General features: G+C 69.7%; 13 protein-coding genes. 11 read left to right on the plus strand and 2 right to left on the minus strand.

Features of this window, described 5'->3' with window-relative positions:
* The first annotated feature begins 108 nt into the window (after positions 1-108).
* The 4 genes from ACFUN8_RS30885 (at position 109) to ACFUN8_RS30900 (ending at position 4,268) form a co-directional block, all read left to right on the plus strand.
* Positions 109-1,338, plus strand: coding sequence for a sensor histidine kinase (locus ACFUN8_RS30885; RefSeq protein ID WP_383644797.1), 1,230 nt, complete (start codon positions 109-111; stop codon positions 1,336-1,338).
* The gene (locus ACFUN8_RS30890; RefSeq protein ID WP_383644774.1) at positions 1,335-2,003 is read left to right on the plus strand and encodes a response regulator; all 669 of its coding nucleotides are present in this window, start codon (positions 1,335-1,337) and stop codon (positions 2,001-2,003) included. Before ACFUN8_RS30885 ends, ACFUN8_RS30890 begins: the two co-directional genes overlap by 4 nt.
* A gap of 97 nt (positions 2,004-2,100) precedes the next feature.
* On the plus strand, positions 2,101-2,604 hold the full coding sequence (locus ACFUN8_RS30895) for a DUF485 domain-containing protein (RefSeq protein ID WP_383644777.1): 504 nt from the start codon (positions 2,101-2,103) through the stop codon (positions 2,602-2,604).
* Positions 2,605-2,741: 137 nt separating this feature from the next.
* A complete protein-coding gene (locus ACFUN8_RS30900) occupies positions 2,742-4,268 on the plus strand; it encodes a cation acetate symporter (RefSeq protein WP_383644800.1) in 1,527 nt (508 codons plus the stop codon).
* A 15-nt stretch (positions 4,269-4,283) separates the two neighbouring features.
* Here the strand turns inward: ACFUN8_RS30900 and ACFUN8_RS30905 are convergent, their stop codons facing one another.
* Both ACFUN8_RS30905 and ACFUN8_RS30910 read right to left on the minus strand, forming a co-directional pair.
* The gene (locus ACFUN8_RS30905) at positions 4,284-4,964 is read right to left on the minus strand and encodes a response regulator (RefSeq protein WP_382572131.1); all 681 of its coding nucleotides are present in this window, start codon (positions 4,962-4,964) and stop codon (positions 4,284-4,286) included.
* The gene (locus ACFUN8_RS30910) at positions 4,961-6,694 is read right to left on the minus strand and encodes an ATP-binding protein (protein WP_383644779.1); all 1,734 of its coding nucleotides are present in this window, start codon (positions 6,692-6,694) and stop codon (positions 4,961-4,963) included. The genes ACFUN8_RS30905 and ACFUN8_RS30910 overlap by 4 nt, the downstream gene beginning before the upstream one ends.
* A 344-nt stretch (positions 6,695-7,038) precedes the next feature.
* Between ACFUN8_RS30910 and ACFUN8_RS30915 the strand changes: the two genes are divergently transcribed.
* The 7 genes from ACFUN8_RS30915 (at position 7,039) to ACFUN8_RS30945 (ending at position 20,128) form a co-directional block, all read left to right on the plus strand.
* Positions 7,039-11,325 (plus strand): discoidin domain-containing protein, encoded by a 4,287-nt coding sequence (locus ACFUN8_RS30915; protein WP_383644781.1) that lies wholly within the window; start codon positions 7,039-7,041, stop codon positions 11,323-11,325.
* 161 nt (positions 11,326-11,486) lie between these two features.
* Positions 11,487-12,494 carry a LacI family DNA-binding transcriptional regulator gene (locus tag ACFUN8_RS30920; RefSeq protein ID WP_356591852.1) on the plus strand — a complete coding sequence of 336 codons (1,008 nt, stop codon included), beginning with the start codon at positions 11,487-11,489 and terminating at the stop codon, positions 12,492-12,494.
* Positions 12,495-12,958: 464 nt separating this feature from the next.
* The gene (locus ACFUN8_RS30925; protein ID WP_383644783.1) at positions 12,959-14,380 is read left to right on the plus strand and encodes an extracellular solute-binding protein; all 1,422 of its coding nucleotides are present in this window, start codon (positions 12,959-12,961) and stop codon (positions 14,378-14,380) included.
* A 138-nt stretch (positions 14,381-14,518) separates the two neighbouring features.
* On the plus strand, positions 14,519-15,478 hold the full coding sequence (locus ACFUN8_RS30930; protein ID WP_383644786.1) for a carbohydrate ABC transporter permease: 960 nt from the start codon (positions 14,519-14,521) through the stop codon (positions 15,476-15,478).
* A gap of 15 nt (positions 15,479-15,493) precedes the next feature.
* Complete coding sequence (locus ACFUN8_RS30935) at positions 15,494-16,423, plus strand: carbohydrate ABC transporter permease (RefSeq protein WP_383644788.1); 930 nt, start codon at positions 15,494-15,496, stop codon at positions 16,421-16,423.
* A gap of 121 nt (positions 16,424-16,544) precedes the next feature.
* Positions 16,545-18,179, plus strand: a complete 1,635-nt coding sequence (locus tag ACFUN8_RS30940; RefSeq protein ID WP_383644791.1) for a glycoside hydrolase family 13 protein — start codon at positions 16,545-16,547, stop codon at positions 18,177-18,179.
* A gap of 125 nt (positions 18,180-18,304) precedes the next feature.
* The gene (locus ACFUN8_RS30945; RefSeq protein WP_383644794.1) at positions 18,305-20,128 is read left to right on the plus strand and encodes a glycosyl hydrolase family 28-related protein; all 1,824 of its coding nucleotides are present in this window, start codon (positions 18,305-18,307) and stop codon (positions 20,126-20,128) included.
* Positions 20,129-20,215: the final 87 nt, after the last annotated feature.

The raw sequence follows: 20,215 nt of genomic DNA on the forward strand, positions 1-20,215 counted from the left end.
GGGCTCCACCCACGGGTGGAGCCCGGCGCCGTTCGCGGCTCCCCCTGGGAGGGGATTCGGAAGGCCGTCGCGCTCCGTAACATCGAAGCCGAGAGAGAGGGCTTCGGAATGCAGATCGCTGCGGGGACCGCGTGGCCGAGCAGAGAGGCGCTGAGCCGGGTGGGCACGCCGCCCGTCAGGAAGGTGCTGGACGTCGTGCTGTCGAGCGCGCTGGCCCTCTGGCTGGTCGCGAGCGCGTACCTCTCGGAGGTCTTCCACGGCCGGCTGGTGGTCCTGCCCGTGCTGGGCCTGCTCTGCTTCCTGGCGGCCGTGGTGGCCTTCCGCCGGTGGTCCGTCGCGCGCCGGCTGGTTCCCTCGCTGGCGATGCTTCTCCTGTGCACGCTGCTGGGCGGCGGCGCGTACACGGCGGGGGCGGACGGGACGGCCGTGCTGCTCTGGGTCCTGGCCGCCGTCCTCGCGGTGGACAGACTGCCGATGGTGGCGGCCGTCTGTGTCTGGGCGGTGCTGTCCGCGGTCGTCCTGCTGGCGAACATCGAGGAGCCTCTGGCCGTGGTGGTGACCATGGGCTCCGTCCTGCTCGGCGGCTACACCCTGCGGCTCGACGCCCAGGCGCGTGGTGCGGGCTTCCGGATGCTGGCGCAGGAGCGCGCCGCGCGGGCCGCCGAGGCCGAGTCGGCGGCGCTGGCCGAGCGGGCCAGGATCGCCCGCGAGATCCACGACGTGCTGGCCCACAGTCTCTCGGCGCAGCTCGTGCATCTGGAGGCGGCCCGCCTGCAGATCGAGGGCGGGTACGACCGCGAGCAGGTGCTGCGGCGCGTGGTGGAGGCGCGCGGCATGGCCCGGCAGGGTCTGGCGGAGACGCGCCAGGCGCTCTCCGCCCTCCGGGGCCAGCTGGTGCCCGTCGAGGACTATCTGCGGGAGCTGGCGGTCGACGGGGTGCGGACCGAGGTCGTGGGGGAGCCGCGGCTGCTGCCCGCCGAAGCCTCGCAGGCGGTACGGCGCGTCGCACAGGAGGCGCTCACGAACGCGCGCAAGCACGCCCCGGGGGCGGACGTGAGGATGCGACTGGAGTACGCGCGCGACGCGGTGACCCTGGAGGTACGGGACGACGGCACGGACGCGCCGGGCACCGAACTCGGTGCCTCCGGCTCCGGATACGGCCTCCTGGGGATGCGGGAGCGTGCCGAACTGCTCGGCGGCAGTCTGGAGGCCGGGCCCGCGGGCTCGGTGGAAGTGGAAGGCGGCGTCGGCGGAGCCCCGTACGGCTCCGGACGGCGCGACCGGTCCGAGGGGTCCGGGACGAAGGGCTTCACCGTGCGCCTGCGGGTGCCCGCATGACGGCCCGGGTGATCGTGGCCGACGACCAGGCCGTGGTGCGTGAGGGCATCGTCATGCTGCTCGGGCTGCTGCCCGGCATCGAGGTCGTCGGAGCGGCGAAGGACGGTGAGGAGGCGGTGGCCCTCGTCGGTGAACTCGCCCCCGACGTGGTCCTGATGGACCTGCGCATGCCGCGCTGCGACGGGGTAGAGGCGACCCGCCGGATCCGCGAGCGGTATCCGGCGACCCAGGTCGTCGTGCTCACCACCTACGCCGACGACGACTCGCTGTTCCCCGCCCTGCGGGCCGGCGCACGCGGCTATCTCACCAAGGACGCGGGCGGTGACGAGATCGTCAAGGCCGTCCAGGACGTGATGGCCGGGGACGCCGGTCTCGCCCCCGGCGTGCAGCGACGGCTGCTGGAGCGGGTCAGCGCGGTCCCCGTCGTACCGGAGCGCGCGGCGGTTCCCGACGGGCTCACCGCCCGCGAGACCGAGGTGCTGTCCCTGGTCGCCGAAGGGCTCTCCAACCACGAGATCGCCCGGCGGCTGCACATCGGGGCGGCCACGGTGAAGACCCACATCAACAACATCTTCGCCAAGTCCGGGGTGCGCGACCGGGCGCAGGCGGTGCGCTACGCCTATCAGCACGGGCTCATCCGGCCACCCGGGACAAACATCACCTGATGGGGTGAAGCCGGGGGAGAGAGGAGTCCCGGATCTTCCCGTTCCGACCATCCTTGGGGCGCGGCCGAAACGGCCCGCTGACAAGGAGAGTTGACCGGTGGAGAAGCAGGACGGGCGCGACGCCGCGACAGTGCGGACCGACGACCCCTGGTACGACGCGCCAGCCTCCGGCTGGGGCGAACTGGACGGTACGGGCACACCGACGACACCCGTCGCACCCGCCCCGGCCACGGCCGCGGGTCCCGCCCCGGCCGACATCTATCTGGAGGTCCAGCGCAGCGCCGCCTTCCAGGAGGTACGCCGCCGCTACCGCCGGTTCGTCGTCCCGGCCACCCTCGCCTTCCTGCTCTGGTATCTGGCGTATGTCGTCGCCGCGACCACGGCGCCCGGTCTGATGGCGCGCCCGGTGGCGGGGGCCGTGAATGTGGCGATGGTCGCCGGACTGGGCCAGTTCCTCAGCACGTTCCTGCTGACCTGGGCGTACTCCCGCCATGCCCGGCTGCACCGGGACCGGGACGCGCTCGATCTGCGCTGGAGCGTCTTCGACCGGACGAGGACGCGGCAATTCGAGCCGGCGCGCGCGGGGGAGCGGCGGCGATGAGCGGCGACCACCAGACCCTGGCGCTGCTGCTGTTCAGCGCGTTCATCGCCGTCACCCTCGGCATCACCACCTGGGTGAGCCGCGACCGGCACGGCTCGGCGGAGGAGTTCTACACGGGCGGACGCCTCTTCTCACCCATGGAGAATGGTTTCGCCATCGCGGGCGACTACATGTCGGCCGCCTCCTTCCTCGGTATCTCCGGTCTCATCGCCCTCTTCGGCTACGACGGCATGCTCTACTCCGTCGGCTTCCTCGTCGCCTGGCTCGTCGTCCTGCTGCTGGTGGCCGAACTCGTCCGTAACTGCGGCCGGTTCACGCTGGCCGACGTCGTCGCCGCGCGGATGCGGGAGCGCCCGGTCAGGATCGCGGCCGGAACGTCCTCCGTCGCGGTGTCCGTTCTCTATCTGGTGGCGCAGATGGTCGGGGCGGGCAGTCTGGTCGCGCTGCTGCTGGGGGGTACGAGCGAGGCGGCGCGTGCGTGGACGGTGATCGGCGTCGGCGCGCTGATGGTCGTCTATGTGACGCTCGGCGGGATGCGGGCCACCACCTGGATCCAGATCGTCAAGGCCGTGCTGCTGATGGGCGGCACGATCGCGCTGACCGTGCTCGTACTGCTCCGTTTCCACGGCGACTTCAACGCCCTGCTCACAACCGCGGCCGAACGCAGCGGCCACGGCAAGGAGTTCCTGTCACCCGGTCTCGCCTACGGCGGGGGCTGGACCGCGCGCTTCGACTTCATGAGCCTGGGGCTCGCCCTGGTGCTCGGTACGGCCGGACTGCCGCACATCCTCTCCCGCTTCTACACCGTGCCGACCGCCCGCGCCGCGCGCCGCTCGGTCGTCTGGGCCATCGGGCTCATCGGGAGCTTCTACCTGATGACGATCGTGCTCGGCTTCGGCGCCGCCGCCGTGGTCGGCACCGACGAGGTGCGCGCGTCGAGCGCGGCCGGCAACACGGCGGTGCCGCTGCTCGCCCTCGACCTGGGCGGTGGCGCGGGTTCCACCGGTGGAACGGTTCTCTTCGCCGTGGTCGCCGCCGTCGCCTTCGCGACGATCCTCGCCGTCGTCGCGGGCATCACCCTCGCCTCGTCGGCCTCGGTCGCGCACGACCTCTACGCCTCGCTCAAGCGGCCTCACCCCAACGGAAAGCCGCATGCGAAAGCGCACGCCAAGCAGCATGGCCAGGGGCACAAGCCGCACACCAAGGCGCACGCCAAGCCTCGGAGCGAGGTCGCCGTGGCCAGGCTCGCGGCGGCCGGTATCGGCGCCGTGGCCATCGCGCTCGGGCTGCTCGCCCGCGATCTCAACGTGGCCTTCCTCGTCGGTCTCGCGTTCGCCGTCGCCGCCTCGGCCAATCTGCCGGTGCTGCTCTACTCGCTGTTCTGGCGGAACTTCACCACGCGGGGAGCCGTCTGGTCCGTCTACGGAGGGCTGGTGCCGGCCGTGCTGCTGGTGGTCTTCTCACCCGTCGTCTCCGGCAGCCCGGAGGCGATCTTCCCAGGAGTCGACTTCCAGGTCTTCCCGCTCCAGAACCCGGGCCTGGTCTCGATCCCGCTCGGCTTCCTGGCGGGCTGGCTCGGCACGGTCCTCTCGCGGGAACAGGCGGACGAGGCCAAGCACGCGGAGTCCGAGGTGCGTTCGCTCACGGGCGCCGGCGCGGTCTGACGGGGGGCCCGAGGCTCAGCCGCTCGTCGCCCACGCGTAGCGGTGCTCGGGGCGGCCCGTCTCGCCGTACCGGAGGCTGAGCCGTACCCGCCCCGCCCGCTCAAGCAGTTTGAGATACCGCTGCGCCGTCTGCCGGCTCATCCCCGCGCTCTCCGCGATCTCGTGTGCGGAGAGCGGGCCCTCGGCGCCGAGGAGCACCTGGCGTACCACCTCGGCGGTGCTCGGCGAGTGGCCCTTGGGCAGCGCGGGCGGCGCGGCCGACGCCGACAGCGCGCCGAACATCCGGTCCACGTCGGCCTGTTCGGCCTCGCCGCCACCCTCCAGGGTGCGTCGCAGCGTCGCGTACGCCTCCAGTTTGGTGCGCAGCCCGGCGAAGTTGAAGGGCTTGACCAGGTACTGGAGCGCCCCGTGGCGCATCGCCGACTGGACGGTGGCCACGTCGCGCGCGGCGGTCACCATGATCACGTCGGTACGGTGGCCGAGCCCGCGCAGGTCCCGTACCACCGAGAGCCCGTTGCGGTCGGGCAGATAGTGGTCGAGAAGGATCAGGTCGACGGGCCGCTCGGCGAGCCGGGTGAGCGCCTCCGCCGCCGAGTGCGCCTTGGCGACGACCCGGAATCCGGCCACCTTCGCCACATAGGCGGTGTTGATGTCGGCGACCCGGATGTCGTCGTCCACGACCAGTACGTCGATCATCGTGTCTCCCCTGTGGTGACGGGCCCCGCCGGATCGCGCACGAGATCGTCCGGTGGCGCGGCGTCCGGCGCGGCGGCCGTCGTGTCGTCGAGGGAGGAGTCGCGTACGGCGTCGGCCGCCTCCGCCAGTGCCTCGGGCAGTACGACGGTGAACTCCGCGCCCCCGTCGGCGGATTCGGTGACGCGCGCGCTGCCGCCCTGACGCTCGGCGAGCCGGCGCACCATGGCGAGGCCCAGTCCGCGCCTGCCGTGGGTGGGCAGCTCCTTCGTCGTCCAGCCTTCGGTGAAGACGAGTTCCCGCTGCTCCGGCGGGACTCCGGGGCCGCTGTCGGAGATCCGCAGGACGACCGTACGGCCCTCGGCCCGTACCTCCACCTCGATGCGCGGGTCCTCCGAGCCGGCCGCCGCGTCCAGCGCGTTGTCCACGAGATTGCCCAGCACCGTGACCAGCCCCTGCGGGTCGACCACCCGGTCGGGCAGCAGGGTGGCCGTCGAGATACGGAGCGAGACGCCCCGCTCGGCGGCGACGGTGGCCTTGCCGACCAGCAGGGCGGCCGGCAGCGGGTCGTGGATGCGCTCGGTGACCTGCTCGGCGGTCGCCCGGTGCACCCCGACGACCTCGGTCACGAACTCCACCGCCTCCTCGTGCATCTCCAGCTCCAGCAGCCCCATCAGCGTGTGCATCCGGTTGGCGTGCTCGTGGTCCTGGGCGCGCAGCGCGTCGATGAGACCGCGGGTGGCGTCCAGCTCCCGGCCCAGCTGTTCCAGCTCCGTACGGTCACGGAGTGTGGCGACCGCGCCGCCGTCGTCGGTCGGCATCCGGTTGGCGACGAGCACTCGGCCGCCGCTCACGGCCAGCAGGTCGTCGCCGGCCACCCGGCCCGCCAGCACGTCGGTGGTGCGGCCGGGGCCCAGCACCACGTCGAGCGGCTGTCCCGTGGCCTCGGGCCCGAGGCCCAGCAGCCGCTGCGCCTCGTCGTTCATCAGCCGGATCCGCCCCGCCCCGTCGAGGGCGATCACGCCCTCGCGCAGGCTGTGCAGCATCGCCTCACGCTCCACGAGCAGCGCCGAGATGTCGGAGAAGGCCAGGTCGTGGGTCTGCCGCTGGAGCCGCCTGGAGATCAGATACGCGGCCAGCGCGCCGACGGCGAGGGCCCCGCCCGCGTACGCGAGCAGTCCGGGGATGGTGGCCAGCAGCCGCTCGCGGACGCTGTCGTACGCGATGCCCACCGAGACGGCGCCGATGATCTTCCCGGAGGTGTCGCGCAGCGGGACCTTGCCGCGGGCCGAGCGGCCGAGGGTGCCGCTGTCGATCTCCATGACGTCCTTGCCGGCGATCGCCTCGCTGGGGTCGGTGGAGACGACCTTGCCGATCTGGCCGGTGTCGGTGTGTGACCAGCGGACTCCGCGTCTGTCCATGATCACGACGTATTCGGCGCCGGTGGCCCGTCTGATGCGTTCGGCCTCCGTCTGGACCGGTCCGTCGAGCGAGGGCTCCGACGTCAGCAGCGCCTGTGCCACCGGCTCGGACGCGGTGGTCTCCGCGATCGCGAGCGCCCTGCGCATCGCCTGGTCGTCGAGCTGGTCGCTCAGGGGTCTGAGGAACAGCCCGGTGGCGAGCACGGCGGTGCCCGCGGCGATGGCCAGCTGCATCAGCAGCACCTGGGAGAAGACGCGCCGTGGCCAGCCGAATCGCCGTCGTCGCTGGGGGGTCGTCGGTCCGGCGCTCATGGTGAAGAACGGTAGACGGCGCAGGTGTCTTTCTGAAATTTCCAGAATTACGCAAATGACTTACGTGTTTTGCGGGCCGCTTGCGGTGCGCCGAAAGTTCGCTGGAAAGCTGACTGATAGGGCCTGGTGGGTCCGTCTTGGGTGTTTTCGAGCCAGAGAACGGCCGACTTGGTTCTGTCGGACCTGTGGACGCTCTCGCATTTCTCTGCAACTCTCTGACCGCGTAACGCAAAAGATCCCGCTCCGCAGTGCAGAAACGCTAGTCGCACCAGCCAGGTGGCACCAGCCATGCAGACAGAGCCGCGCCTCGCCGCCCCCGGGCCGAGGCCGAAGATCGGGGATACATGAGATTTCATCGATGGAGATGGCGGGCGATCTCCGCCGCCGTCACCACCAGTCTCCTGATGGTCGGCGTGCCGTCGCTCACCGCTTCGGCGGCCGGCGGCCCCAATATCGCCGCGGGCAGTACCGCGGCGGCGAGCAGCGCATCGAGCGACCACTCCGCGCGGATGGTCGCGGACGGCAACCAGTCGACCTACTGGCAGGGCTCGGGCAAGAGCCTCCCCCAGTGGGTCCAGACCGATCTGGGCTCCGCCGCCCGGATCGACCAGGTCACCCTCAAGCTCCCCGCGGACTGGGAGACCAGACGGCAGACCCTCGCCGTCCAGGGCAGTGCCGACGGCACGAGCTTCGCCACCCTGAAGACCTCCGCCTCGTACACGTTCAGTCCCGGCGAGGCCAACGAGGTCAGCATCTCGTTCCCCGCCACCCGGACCCGTTACGTCCGCGTGAACATCACGAAGAACTCCGTCGCGTCCGCGGGCCAGCTCGCCGAGCTGCAGGTCCACAAGGCCGCGGCGGCCTCGGTGAACCTCGCCGCCGGCCGCACGCTCACCGAGAGCAGCCACACCGAGGTGTACGCGGCGTCCAACGCCAACGACGGCAACAAGGCCAGCTACTGGGAGAGCCGTAACGGCGCCTTCCCGCAGTGGCTCCAGGCCGACCTCGGCTCGTCCGTCGGCGTCAACAGCGTCGTACTGAAACTGCCCGACGGCTGGGGCGCCAGGAGCCAGACCCTCAAGGTCCAGGGCAGCACCAACGGGACGGCCTTCACCGACCTGACCACCTCCCAGGCGTACCAGTTCGCGCCCGGGTCCGGTAACACGGTGACGATCCCCTTCGACGCCACCACCACGCGCTACGTCCGGGTCCTGGTCACCGCCAACTCCGGCCAGCCCGCCGCGCAGTTCTCCGAGCTGGAGATCTACGGCCCCGAGACGGGCGACACCCAGGCGCCGACCGCGCCCACCGAGCTGGCGTTCACCGAGCCCGCCTCCGGTCAGATCAAGCTGACCTGGAAGGCGTCGACCGACAACACGGCGGTCACCGGCTACGACGTCTACGCCAACAACGTGCTGCGCACCAGCGTCGCCGGCAACGTCACCACCTTCACCGACACCCAGCCCGGCAACGCCGACGTCTCGTACTACGTACGAGCCAAGGACGCGGCCGGCAACACGTCGGGCAACAGCAACACCGTCACCCGCAAGCCGCCGGGCGGCGACACCCAGGCGCCGACCGCGCCCACCGGTCTCGCCCACACCTCGCCGTCGCCGACCCAGGTCAAGCTCACCTGGCAGGCGTCCAGCGACAACACGGCGGTCACCGGTTATGACGTCTACGCCAACAACGTGCTGCGCGACAGCGTCGCGGGCAACGTCCTGACCTTCACCGACACCCAGCCGGCCAGCACCACGGTCTCGTACTTCGTACGAGCCAAGGACGCGGCGGGCAACCAGTCGGGCAACAGCAACACGGTGATCCGCACCGGCAGCACCGGCTCGGTCTCCAACCTCGCCGTCGGCAAGCCGATCAGCGCCTCCTCCGTGGTCCACACGTTCGTCGCGGCCAACGCCAACGACAACTCGACGTCGACCTACTGGGAAGGCGCCGGGGGCAGTTACCCCAACACGCTGACCGTGAAGCTGGGCGCCAACGCCTCCACCGAGAGCGTCGTCGTCAAGCTCAACCCGGACAGCAGCTGGGGAGCGCGTACCCAGAACATCCAGGTGCTGGGGCGCGAGCAGAACGCCACGGCCTTCACCAGCCTGGCCGCCGCGAAGGACTACGCGTTCAACCCGGCCTCCGGGAACCAGGTGACGATCCCGATCTCCGGGAACGTCGCGGACGTCCAGCTCAAGTTCACCTCCAACACCGGTTCCGGTGCGGGCCAGGTGGCCGAGTTCCAGGTGCTGGGCGAGCCGGCACCCAACCCGGACCTCCAGGTCACGGCCGTGACCGCGTCCCCCGCCGAGCCGGTCGAGTCCAACCCGATCACGCTGTCGGCGACGGTACGCAACAACGGCACGGTCGCCGCGGCGGCCAGCTCCCTGGAGTTCCGCCTCGGTGACTCCAAGGTCGGCACGGCGGCGGTGGGCACCCTCGCCCCCGGCGCGTCGGCCAACGTCAGCGCCGCGATCGGTCCGCGCGACGCCGGCTCCTACGAACTCAGCGCGGTCGCCGACGTGGCGGGCGCGGTGATCGAGCAGAACGAGACCAACAACACCTACACCGCCTCGGCCCCGCTGGTGGTGAAGCCGGTCGCCAGCTCGGACCTGGTGGCGACCCTCGGCACCTCGCCGTCCGCCCCGGCGGCCGGTGACACGGTCAACTTCTCCGTCACGGTCAAGAACCAGGGCACCGTCGCCTCCGCGGGCGGCAGCCACGGCATCACCCTGACCGTGCTCAACTCCGAGGGCGCCACGGTGAAGACCCTCACCGGCGCGCACACCGGGGTCATCGCGGCGGGTGCCACCGCGGCGCCGGTCGCTCTCGGTACCTGGGCCGCGGCCAACGGCTCGTTCACCGTGAAGGTGGTACTCGCCGACGACGCCAACGAGGTGCCGGTCAAGCGCGAGAACAACACCAGCACCCAGTCGCTGTTCGTCGGCCGCGGCGCCAACATGCCGTTCGACATGTACGAGGCCGAGGACGGCACCACCGGCGGCGGCGCGTCGAAGGTCGGTCCCAACAGGACCATCGGCGACATCGCGGGCGAGGCGTCGGGCCGCAGGGCCGTCAACCTCGACGCGACCGGCGAGTTCGTCGAGTTCACCACCCGGGCCAGCACCAACACCCTGGTGACCCGCTTCTCCATCCCCGACTCCGCGAGCGGCGGGGGCATCAACTCCACGCTCAACGTCTATGTGGACGGCGTCTTCCTCAAGGCGATCGACCTCACGTCCAAGTACGCCTGGCTGTACGGCGCCGAGGCGGGACCGGGCAACTCCCCGGGCCAGGGCGCGCCCCGTCACATCTACGACGAGGCGAACGTGATGCTGGGCAAGACCGTCCCGGCGGGCAGCAAGATCAAGCTGCAGAAGGACGCGGCCAACAGCACCACGTACGCGATCGACTTCATCAACCTGGAGCAGGTCGCACCGACCGCCAACCCGGACCCCGCCACCTACACGGTCCCGGCCGGATTCACCCACCAGGACGTGCAGAACGCCCTGGACCGGGTCCGGATGGACAACACCGGCACCCTGAAGGGCGTCTACCTGCCCGCCGGTGACTACCAGACGGCCAGCAAGTTCCAGGTGTACGGCAAGCCCGTACAGGTGGTCGGCGCCGGTCCCTGGTACACCAAGTTCCACGCCCCGTCGACGCAGGACAACACCGACATCGGCTTCCGGGCCGAGGCCGCCGCCGCGGGTTCGTCGTTCAAGAACTTCGCGTACTTCGGCAACTACACCTCGCGTATCGACGGTCCGGGCAAGGTGTTCGACTTCTCGAACGTGCGTGACATCGAGATCGACAACATCTGGAACGAGCACATGGTGTGCCTCTACTGGGGCGCGAACACCGATGACATGACCATCAAGAACTCCCGTATCCGCGACATGTTCGCCGACGGCATCAACATGACCAACGGCAGCACCGGCAACCTCGTGACCAACAACGAGGCGCGGGCCACGGGAGACGACAGCTTCGCGCTGTTCTCGGCGATCGACGCCGGCGGCGCGGACATGAAGGACAACGTCTACGAGAACCTGACGTCGATCCTGACCTGGCGCGCGGCGGGTGTGGCCGTCTACGGCGGCTTCAACAACACCTTCCGCAACATCCACATCGCGGACACGCTCGTGTACTCGGGCATCACGGTCAGTTCGCTGGACTTCGGCTACCCGATGAACGGCTTCGGGACCGAGCCCACGACGATCGAGAACGTGTCGATCGTGCGAGCCGGCGGCCACTTCTGGGGCGGGCAGACGTTCCCCGGTATCTGGCTGTTCTCCGCGTCCAAGGTGTTCCAGGGCATTCGGATCAACAACGTGGACATCGTCGACCCGACGTACAGCGGGGTCATGTTCCAGACCAACTACGTAGGAGGACAACCGCAGTTCCCGATCAAGGACACGATCCTCAGCGACATCTCGATCACCGGTGCGAAGAAGAGCGGTGACGCCTACGATGCCAAGTCGGGCTTCGGGCTCTGGGCGAACGAGCTGCCGGAGGCGGGGCAGGGTCCCGCGGTCGGTGAGGTGACGTTCAACGGTCTGACGCTGAGCGGCAACGCGCTGGACGTGAAGAACACCACGCCCAACTTCAAGATCAATATCAACCCGTAGCGCAGGGCACCCTGCCGTGGTGCCGTCCGGGGTCTCCTCGGGCGGCACCACGGCGGGACCGCGGCGGTGCTGCGGTGGGGTGCTGCGGTGGCACCCTGGTTGTGCAGGGACTTTACGCTGAGAAGTAAGTAGCTTGCATTGTTTGCGCTAGTCTTGCGTGTATGACGCGACGACTTGCTCAGGTGGCTAAGAAGGTTGGGGTCAGCGAGGCCACGGTCAGCCGGGTGCTCAACGGCAAGCCGGGAGTTTCCCAGGCCACCCGGCAGTCCGTGCTGACGGCGCTGGACGTGCTGGGGTACGAGCGGCCGACACAGCTGCGCGGCGAGCGCGCGAGACTGGTGGGCCTGGTCCTGCCCGAGCTGCAGAACCCGATCTTTCCGGCCTTCGCCGAGGTGATCGGCGGCGCGCTGGCGCAGCAGGGGCTCACCCCCGTCCTGTGCACGCAGACCAAGGGCGGCGTCTCCGAGGCGGACTACGTCGAGCTGCTGCTCCAGCAGCAGGTGTCCGGAGTCGTCTTCGCCGGCGGCCTCTTCGCCCAGGCCGACGCGCCCCACGAGCACTACCGGCAGCTCCACGAGCGCAAGATCCCGGTCGTGCTCATCAACGCGCCCATAGAGAACCTGGACTTCCCCACCATCTCCTGCGACGACGCCGTCGCCGTCGAGCAGGCGTGGCGGCATCTGGCGTCGCTGGGCCACGAGCGCATCGGCCTCGTCCTCGGCCCGGCCGACCACGTACCGTCGCGGCGCAAGCTCGCCGCCGCCCTCGCGACCGTCAAGGCGGCGGGGGAGTCGCTGCCCGACGAGTACATCGAGCGGTCGATGTTCTCCTTGGAAGGCGGCCAGGCCGCCGCCGCGCGGCTGCTGGACCGCGGGGTCACCGGCATCATCTGCGCGAGTGACCCGCTGGCGCTCGGCGCCGTACGGGCCGCCCGCCGGCGCGGACTCGACGTCCCCGGCGAGGTCTCCGTCGTCGGGTACGACGACTCCGCCTTCATGAACTGCACCGAGCCCCCGCTGACGACGGTCCGTCAGCCCATCGAGGCGATGGGGCGCGCCGCGGTGGAGCTGCTGTGCGCGCAGATCCAGGGTGGCGCCGTGCCGCCCGGCGAGCTGCTGTTCGAGCCGGAGCTGGTCGTACGCGGCTCCACGGCGCAGTCGCCCCGCTAGGCCGTGTCCGCGAAGTAGCGCCGTCCGCCCGTAGGGCGGGGCGCGCGGCGTCCGGTGCGTGCGATCGCAAGGCGGAGGATCGGCCACGTACGGCCGCGCTCCTTTACGGACGCGCCCTGGAGCGCGCGACCCCGGCCCGACCGGCAGGGCACCCCCTGGGGCCTACGGGCAGGGCCCGGACGCCCATCGGCCCTTTCCCGTGCCCACCGGCCCCGGCGGCCCTTGCAAGCCCCTTCCAGGGCCCCTCGGGGGCCCTGTGGCCGTCCTGCGGGTCCTGTCTGACAAATCCCGCCCTGTCCAACTCCGGGCCCCCGCACGGGTCGTGGCCGATGCGGAAGACTGTCAAACTTTTACGAAAACGGCGCGAGATCTTGCGGTCTCCTGTCGACGGTGGTTGAGTGTGCCGCGCCCCGGCAGAGTTTCAGCCGTGGGCCTTCCACGCTCATGCCCGAAGGGGACCATCGATGAGAAGTGCTGGGTTCCGCCGAATTCGCCGTACCGACCGCACCGCCGCGGCCGCCATTGTCACCGTGCTCGCCCTGACTCTCGCCGCCTGCGGCACGAGCAGCAGCAGCAGCGACGACGACGGCGACTCCGGCGGCGGGTCGTCCGACCCGTCAGCGCCGTTGGACCCGAAGGCCAAGGTGACGCTCTCGATCGACTGTATGCCGCCGGCCGCGAAGGCCGCGGAGTTGAAGGAGTGGAACGAGGACGTCAAGGAGTTCAACAAGACGTACCCGAACGTCAAGATCAACGGGAAGTCCACGCCGGGCCAGTGTCTGGAGCCGCCGCGCTTCACCGCGATGCTCAAGGCGAAGTCCCAGCCCGACGTGTACTACACCTACTTCACCGACCTTCAGCAGGTGCTGGACAACGACGGGGCCGAGGACATCTCGGCGTACGTCAACGACAAGTCCGTGCCCGCGCTGAAGGACATCGACCCCAACGTCCTGGACGTGCTGAAGCAGGACGGCAAGCTCTACGGCCTGCCGACCAGCAACTACACCATGGGTCTGCTGATCAACCGGAAGCTCTTCGAGCAGGCCGGTCTCGACCCCAACTCGCCTCCCACCACCTGGGAGGACGTCCGTGCGGCCTCCGACAAGATCGCCGAGATCGGCGGCGGCGTCTCCGGCTTCGGCGAGTACAGCGCCGGCAACAACGGCGGCTGGCACTTCACCGCCTCGATCTACGGTCTCGGCGGCGACGTCGTCGACTCCACGGGCAAGAAGGCCGCGTTCAACACCGACCTGGGCAAGCAGGTCCTGGAGAACCTGCGCACCATGCGGTGGGACGACGACAGCATGGGCAAGACCCAGCTTCTCAAGTGGGGCGACCTGCAGAAGCAGATAGCCACCGACAAGCTGGGCATGTTCCTCGCCGCGCCCGACGACATCACGTACATGGTCCAGCAACTCGGCGCCAAGTACGAGAACTTCGGCATGGGACCCATCCCCGGTGCCAAGGCGACCCTCTTCGGCGGCAACAACTACATGATCAAGAAGGGCAGTTCGCCCGACAAGATCAAGGCCGCCATCGCCTGGCAGAACTTCAAGTTCCTCACCCCGGGCAAGGGCCAGTTCGAGTGGGACCGCAGCAAGGCCGACAAGCTCCCCGTCGGACTGCCGCAGCCGAACTTCTGGCTCGGTGACTCCAAGGCGAAGGACGACGCGCTGCGCAGCGAGCACGCCACGATGCCGGTCGAGAACTTCAAGCCCTTCATGGACAACCCGGTCAAGGGCAAGGCCGAGCCGCCGAAGGCGCAGGAGATCTACAAGATCCTCGACGTCGCGATGTCGGGCGTGCTGACCAACAAGGACGCGGACGTCGACAAGCTTCTGTCGACCGCCGAGAAGCAGGTCAACCAAGTCCTGGCGACTCAGTAACGGATGTGCGGGACCGGGTCACGCGGACCCGGTCCCGCCGACGGGCCCGGCCCCCGACCGGGGGCCGGATCGGCCCCGTACCGCCGTTCCGTCCGTCTGCGAGTCACCGAGTCTGCGCACCGGCACCGAGGAGAGACCATGTCGGCCCCCACCCTGTCCAAGAGCAAGGCGACCCCGCCGCGCCACGGACGCCCCGGCTCCACCCGGACGGACTCCGCCCGCGAGGAGTTCGTACGGTCCGTGCGCCGCAATCTCTCGGCGCACGGGTTCCTGATCGGAGCCGTACTCTGCTTCTCGTTCTTCTCCTGGTATCCGATGGTCAGGGAATTCATCCTGGCCTTCCAGAAGAACGAGAACGGAAAGACCACCTGGGCCGGCTGGTCCAACCTCACGTACATCTTCAACGACCCGGCCTTCTGGCAGGCGTGGCGCAACACACTCCTCTTCACCGGCCTCGCACTGCTGCTGGGATTCATCGTCCCGTTCCTCATCGCCGTCGTGCTCAATGAATTCCGGCACGGCCAGGGATATCTGCGGCTCCTCGTCTATCTCCCGGTGATGCTTCCGCCGGTCGCCTCAGTACTGCTGTTCAAGTACTTCTACGACCCCGGATACGGCCTGTTCAACCGCATCCTGGAAGTCTTCGGACTACCCGCCCAGCAGTGGCTCCAGGACACCGACACGGCCATGCTCTCCGTGGTCATCGCCGCGACCTGGATGAACATGGGCGGCGCCACCCTGATCTATCTCGCCGCGCTCCAGGGAATTCCCGGTGAGCTGTACGAGGCCGCCGAACTCGACGGCGCGGGAATCCTCCGCAAGATCTGGCACGTCACCATCCCGCAGACCAAGCTCATTCTCTCGCTGATGCTGCTGATGCAGATCATCGCGACGATGCAGGTCTTCACCGAACCGTTCCTGCTCACCAACGGGGCCGGGCCTGAAGGGTCGACGACGACGGTCGTCTATCTCATCTACCAGTACGCGTTCAACTTCAACAACTACGGCAGTGCGGCGGCACTCGGACTCGTCCTGCTCGTACTCCTCGCGGGCTTCTCCGCGGTGTACGTGCGACTCAGCCGCAGCAGCGAAGACTAGGAGGGGAGAGAAGGCATGACAGCGAACACGCTCATACCCCGGCGCAAGCGGGCCGCCACCGTCGAAGTCGCCCGCCCGCGGACCCTGATCTCACCGGCCCAACTGGGCAGATCCCGCGGCAGGGCGGTCTACTGGATCGTCTTCGCCCTGGTGGTCCTCGTCTTCACCCTGGTCTTCCTCGGGCCGCTCTACTGGATGTTCACCGGCGGTCTCAAGACCACCCAGGAAGTGGTGCAGAGCCCGCCGACGCTCTTCCCCACCTCCGTGCACCCGGAGAACTACGAGCAGGCGTGGAAGGTCATGGACCTGGCCAAGCTGCTCTTCAACACCCTGTACTACGCGTTCGGCGCCCTCGCCTTCCAGCTGATCTTCGACGTGGCCGCCGCCTACTCGCTCTCCAAGCTGCGGCCGATCTTCGGCAAGGCCATCCTCGGCCTGATGCTGATGACGCTGATGATCCCGGCGACCGTCCTGGTCGTGCCCCAGTACCTGACCGTGCTGGACGTACCGATCTTCGAACGGAACCTGCTCAACTCGCCCTGGGCGATCTGGCTGCCGTCCGTCACCAACGCGTTCAACATCTTCCTGCTCAAGAGATTCTTCGACTCGATCCCACGGGAGCTGCTGGACGCGGCGGCCATCGACGGGGCGTCGGCGATGCGCACCCTGAGATCCGTGGTGCTGCCGATCTCCCGGCCGATCCTCGGAGTCGTGTCGATCTTCGCGGTCGTGGGCGTCTGGAAGGACTTCCTCTGGCCGATGCTGACCCTGCCCGATCCGAGCAAACAGACCCTGAACGTGGGCATCTACTCGCTCGCGAGCGGGGTACCGGAGAACGTCCTGATCGCCGCGCTCACCATCGCGTCCGTCCCGACGCTGCTCATCTTCCTGCTCTTCCAGCGCAACATCATGAGCGGTCTGACCGCGGGCGGCCTGAAGGGCTGATCGTCCTCTCCGCCCCGTCCGACCTACTCCCCACCAGCGCTCCGCCGCCGGCCCACCCATCCAGCGCCCCGTCGACCGGGGGGCGGCGGCGGAGTCCCCACCTGCCCGAAAGGACCGTCACGTGGCAGCCATCCAGCCGGCCGAGGCCACCGTCGAATGGTGGCGCGACGCCGCCATCTACCAGGTCTATGTACGCAGCTTCGCCGACGGCGACGGCGACGGCACCGGAGATCTCGCCGGCGTGCGGTCCAGGCTGCCGTATCTCGTGGAACTGGGCGTGGACGCACTGTGGTTCACCCCCTGGTATCTCTCGCCGCTCGCCGACGGCGGTTACGACGTGGCCGACTACCGGACCATCGACCCGGCCTTCGGCACCCTCGCCGAGGCGGAGAAACTGATCGCCGAGGCCCGCGAGCTGGGCATCCGCACGATCATCGACGTCGTGCCCAACCACGTCTCCGACCAGCACGTCTGGTTCAAGGCGGCACTGGCGGCCGGACCGGGCAGCCCCGAGCGTGAGCTGTTCCACTTCCGCCAGGGGCGCGGAGCGAACGGCGAACTGCCCCCGAACAACTGGGTGTCCGAGTTCGGCGGCGTCCCCTGGACGCGGCTGGACGACGGCGACTGGTATCTGCATCTGTTCGCCACCGGACAGCCCGACCTCAACTGGGCCCACCCGGCCGTCCGCCGCGAGCACGAGGACGTGCTGCGCTTCTGGTTCGACCGGGGCGTGGCCGGCGTACGGATCGACTCGGCGGTCCTGCCCGCCAAGGACCCCGGTCTGCCCGACTTCACGCCCGGCGTCGACCCCCACCCCTTCGTGGACCGCGACGAACTCCACGACATCTACCGCTCCTGGCGTGCCATCGCCGACGAGTACGGCGGCATCTTCGTCGGCGAGGTCTGGCTCCCCGACGCCGAGCGCTTCGCCCGCTATCTGCGCCCCGACGAACTGCACACCGCCTTCAACCTCAGCTTCATGTCGTGCCCGTGGGACGCGGACCTGCTGCGGACCGCCGTCGACGACACGCTCGCCGAGCACGCGCCGGTCGGCGCCCCCGCCACCTGGGTGCTCTGCAACCACGACGTCACCCGCACCGTGACCCGCTACGGGCGCGAGGACTCCCGCTTCGACTTCTCGGCCAAGGTCTTCGGCACCCCGACGGACCTGGAGCTGGGCACCAGACGGGCCCGCGCCGCCGCGCTGCTCTCGCTGGCGCTCCCCGGCGCCGTCTACGTCTACCAGGGCGAGGAGTTGGGCCTGCCCGAGGCCGACATCCCGCGTGACCGCATCGAGGATCCGATGCACTTCCGGTCCGGCGGTACGGATCCGGGCCGGGACGGGTGCCGCGTACCACTGCCCTGGACGGCCGACGCGCCGTACGCCGGCTTCGGCGGGGACACCGAGCCGTGGCTGCCGCAGCCGGAGTCCTGGGCGAAGTACGCCGCGGATCTGCAGGTGGGCGATCCGGGATCGATGCTCAGCCTGTACCGGGAGGCGCTGCGGCTGCGTCGTACGGAACCCGGATTCGCCGTGGTCCGGGCGTCGGGAGACGGCGCCGGGGCCACGCTGACCTGGCTGCCGTCCGGTCCCGGTGTGCTGTCCTTCACCCGCACCGACGGCCTGATCTGCGTCGTCAACCTCGCCGGGCCCCCCACGGAACTGCCCGGCCACACAAGCGTTCTGCTCACCAGCGGCCCCTTGGACGACGAGGGGAGGCTGCCGCAGGACACCGCGGCCTGGCTGCGGAGCTGACTCCGCGGCCGAACCGTCCGCCCCGTGCGTCCGACCGCGCAGTGCCGCGGCCGGGGCGCGGGGCGGTCGGGAGGCGTAGGCCCCCTGACATCCCTCCGCCCCACAGGAAGGTGCAGGACCCGCACATGAAGACACCTGACAGGAACACGACACGCGATACGTCGAGGAACGCGGCACGTAGTACGGCGGGGAACGCGACTCGCGGTACGGCGAGGAACGCGGCGCTCTCCCTCGCCACCGCCGTGGCCGTCGCGGCCACCGGTCTCGCCCTCGTCGCCCCCACGGCGACGGCCGAGCCGGTGAACGGCTCCGCTCCCATGGCGGCCGGCGCGACTCTCCCGTTCACCTCCGTCGAGGCGGAGAGCGCCACCACGAACGGATCCGCCGTCGGCCCCGATTACACCCAGGGCACGCTCGCCTCGGAGTCCTCCGGCCGGCGCGCGGTCCAGCTGGCGGCGGGCCAGAGTGTGGAGTTCACGCTCCCCGTCGCCGCGAACGCGGTCAACGTCGCGTACAGCGTCCCCGACGGTCAGTCCGGCAGCCTCGCCGTCTACATCGACGGCGAGAAGACCGACACGACGCTCGCCGTCACCTCCAAGTACTCCTACGTCGACACCCCCTGGATCGCCGGCGCCAAGACGCACCACCTGCTCGACAACACCCGCGCGCTGCTCGGCCGGGACGTGCCGGCGGGCGGCAAGGTGAAGTTCGAGGCGAGCGTCCCGACCACGATCGACGTCGCCGACTTCGAGCAGGTCGCCGGGCCCGCCGGAGCCCCGTCCGGCGCGGTCTCGGTCGTCGACAAGGGCGCCGACCCGAGCGGGCAGGGCGACTCCACCCAGGCGTTCCGCGAGGCCGTCGCCGCCGCGAAGGGCGGCGTCGTGTGGATCCCGCCGGGTGAGTTCAAGCTGACGCAGTCGCTCAGCGGCGTCGACGACGTCGAGCTACGGGGCGCGGGCAACTGGCACTCCGTGGTGCGCAGTTCACGGTTCATCGACCAGTCGGGCGCCCCGACCGGCAACGTGGGGCTGCACGACTTCGCTGTCATCGGCGAGGTCACCGAGCGCGTCGACAGCAACCCGGACAACTTCGTCAACGGCTCGCTCGGCCCGAACTCCACCGTGTCCGGGATGTGGCTCCAGCACCTCAAGGTCGGCCTCTGGCTCACCGGGAACAACGACAACCTCGTCGTGGAGAAGAACCGCATCCTCGACATGACGGCCGACGGGCTCAACCTGAACGGCACCGCCAATGGTGTGCAGGTGCGGGAGAACTTCCTGCGCAACACCGGCGACGACTCGCTCGCCATGTGGTCGCTCAACACCACCAACAGCTCCAGCACCTTCGCCAACAACACCATCTCGCAGCCCAACCTGGCCAACGGCATCGCGATCTACGGCGGCCGCGACATCACCGTCAAGGACAATCTGGTTCTCGACACCAACGCCCTGGGCAGCGGTATCGCGATCTCCAACCAGAAGTTCATGGACCCGTTCTTCCCGCTGGCCGGCACCATCACGGTCTCGGGGAACACCCTCGTACGCACCGGCGCGATGAACCCCAACTGGCAGCACCCCATGGGCGCGCTCCGGGTCGACTCGTACGACAGCGCCATCGAGGCGAACGTCAACATCACCGGCACCACCGTCACCGACAGCCCGTACAGCGCCTTCGAGTTCGTCTCCGGCGGCGGGACGGGCAAGGCCGTCCGCAACGTGACCGTCGACGGCGCGACGGTCGACGGGGTCGGGACGGTCGTGGTCCAGGCCGAGACACCCGGCGAGGTCACCTTCAGCGACGTCAAGGCGACGGACGTGGGCGTCGCCGGTACGTACAACTGCCCGTACCCGGCGGGCAGCGGCACCTTCGAGATCACCGACGGCGGCGGCAACTCCGGCTGGGACACGGCCTGGGACGACTGCGCGACCTGGCCCGAGCCGGCGGAGTAGGGCCGCCCGAGCCGGCGGAGTGGTGCGGGGGACGCGGGACGCTCTCCAGCCCCTCCGCCGAGGTGCGCCTGCCCGCTCCTATCCCGG

This window comes from Streptomyces sp. NPDC057307 (genome assembly GCF_042667665.1).
Classification (GTDB): domain Bacteria; phylum Actinomycetota; class Actinomycetes; order Streptomycetales; family Streptomycetaceae; genus Streptomyces.

Excerpts from the sequence above, each read along its gene's own strand:
- ACFUN8_RS30885 (WP_383644797.1), top strand. The coding sequence starts at position 109 with ATGCAGATCGCTGCGGGGACCGCGTGGCCGAGCAGAGAGGCGCTGAGC.
- ACFUN8_RS30890 (WP_383644774.1), top strand. The coding sequence starts at position 1,335 with ATGACGGCCCGGGTGATCGTGGCCGACGACCAGGCCGTGGTGCGTGAG.
- ACFUN8_RS30900 (WP_383644800.1), top strand. The coding sequence starts at position 2,742 with ATGGAGAATGGTTTCGCCATCGCGGGCGACTACATGTCGGCCGCCTCC.
- ACFUN8_RS30905 (WP_382572131.1), bottom strand. The coding sequence starts at position 4,964 with ATGATCGACGTACTGGTCGTGGACGACGACATCCGGGTCGCCGACATC.
- ACFUN8_RS30910 (WP_383644779.1), bottom strand. The coding sequence starts at position 6,694 with ATGAGCGCCGGACCGACGACCCCCCAGCGACGACGGCGATTCGGCTGG.
- ACFUN8_RS30915 (WP_383644781.1), top strand. The coding sequence starts at position 7,039 with ATGAGATTTCATCGATGGAGATGGCGGGCGATCTCCGCCGCCGTCACC.
- ACFUN8_RS30920 (WP_356591852.1), top strand. The coding sequence starts at position 11,487 with ATGACGCGACGACTTGCTCAGGTGGCTAAGAAGGTTGGGGTCAGCGAG.
- ACFUN8_RS30925 (WP_383644783.1), top strand. The coding sequence starts at position 12,959 with ATGAGAAGTGCTGGGTTCCGCCGAATTCGCCGTACCGACCGCACCGCC.
- ACFUN8_RS30930 (WP_383644786.1), top strand. The coding sequence starts at position 14,519 with ATGTCGGCCCCCACCCTGTCCAAGAGCAAGGCGACCCCGCCGCGCCAC.
- ACFUN8_RS30935 (WP_383644788.1), top strand. The coding sequence starts at position 15,494 with ATGACAGCGAACACGCTCATACCCCGGCGCAAGCGGGCCGCCACCGTC.
- ACFUN8_RS30945 (WP_383644794.1), top strand. The coding sequence starts at position 18,305 with ATGAAGACACCTGACAGGAACACGACACGCGATACGTCGAGGAACGCG.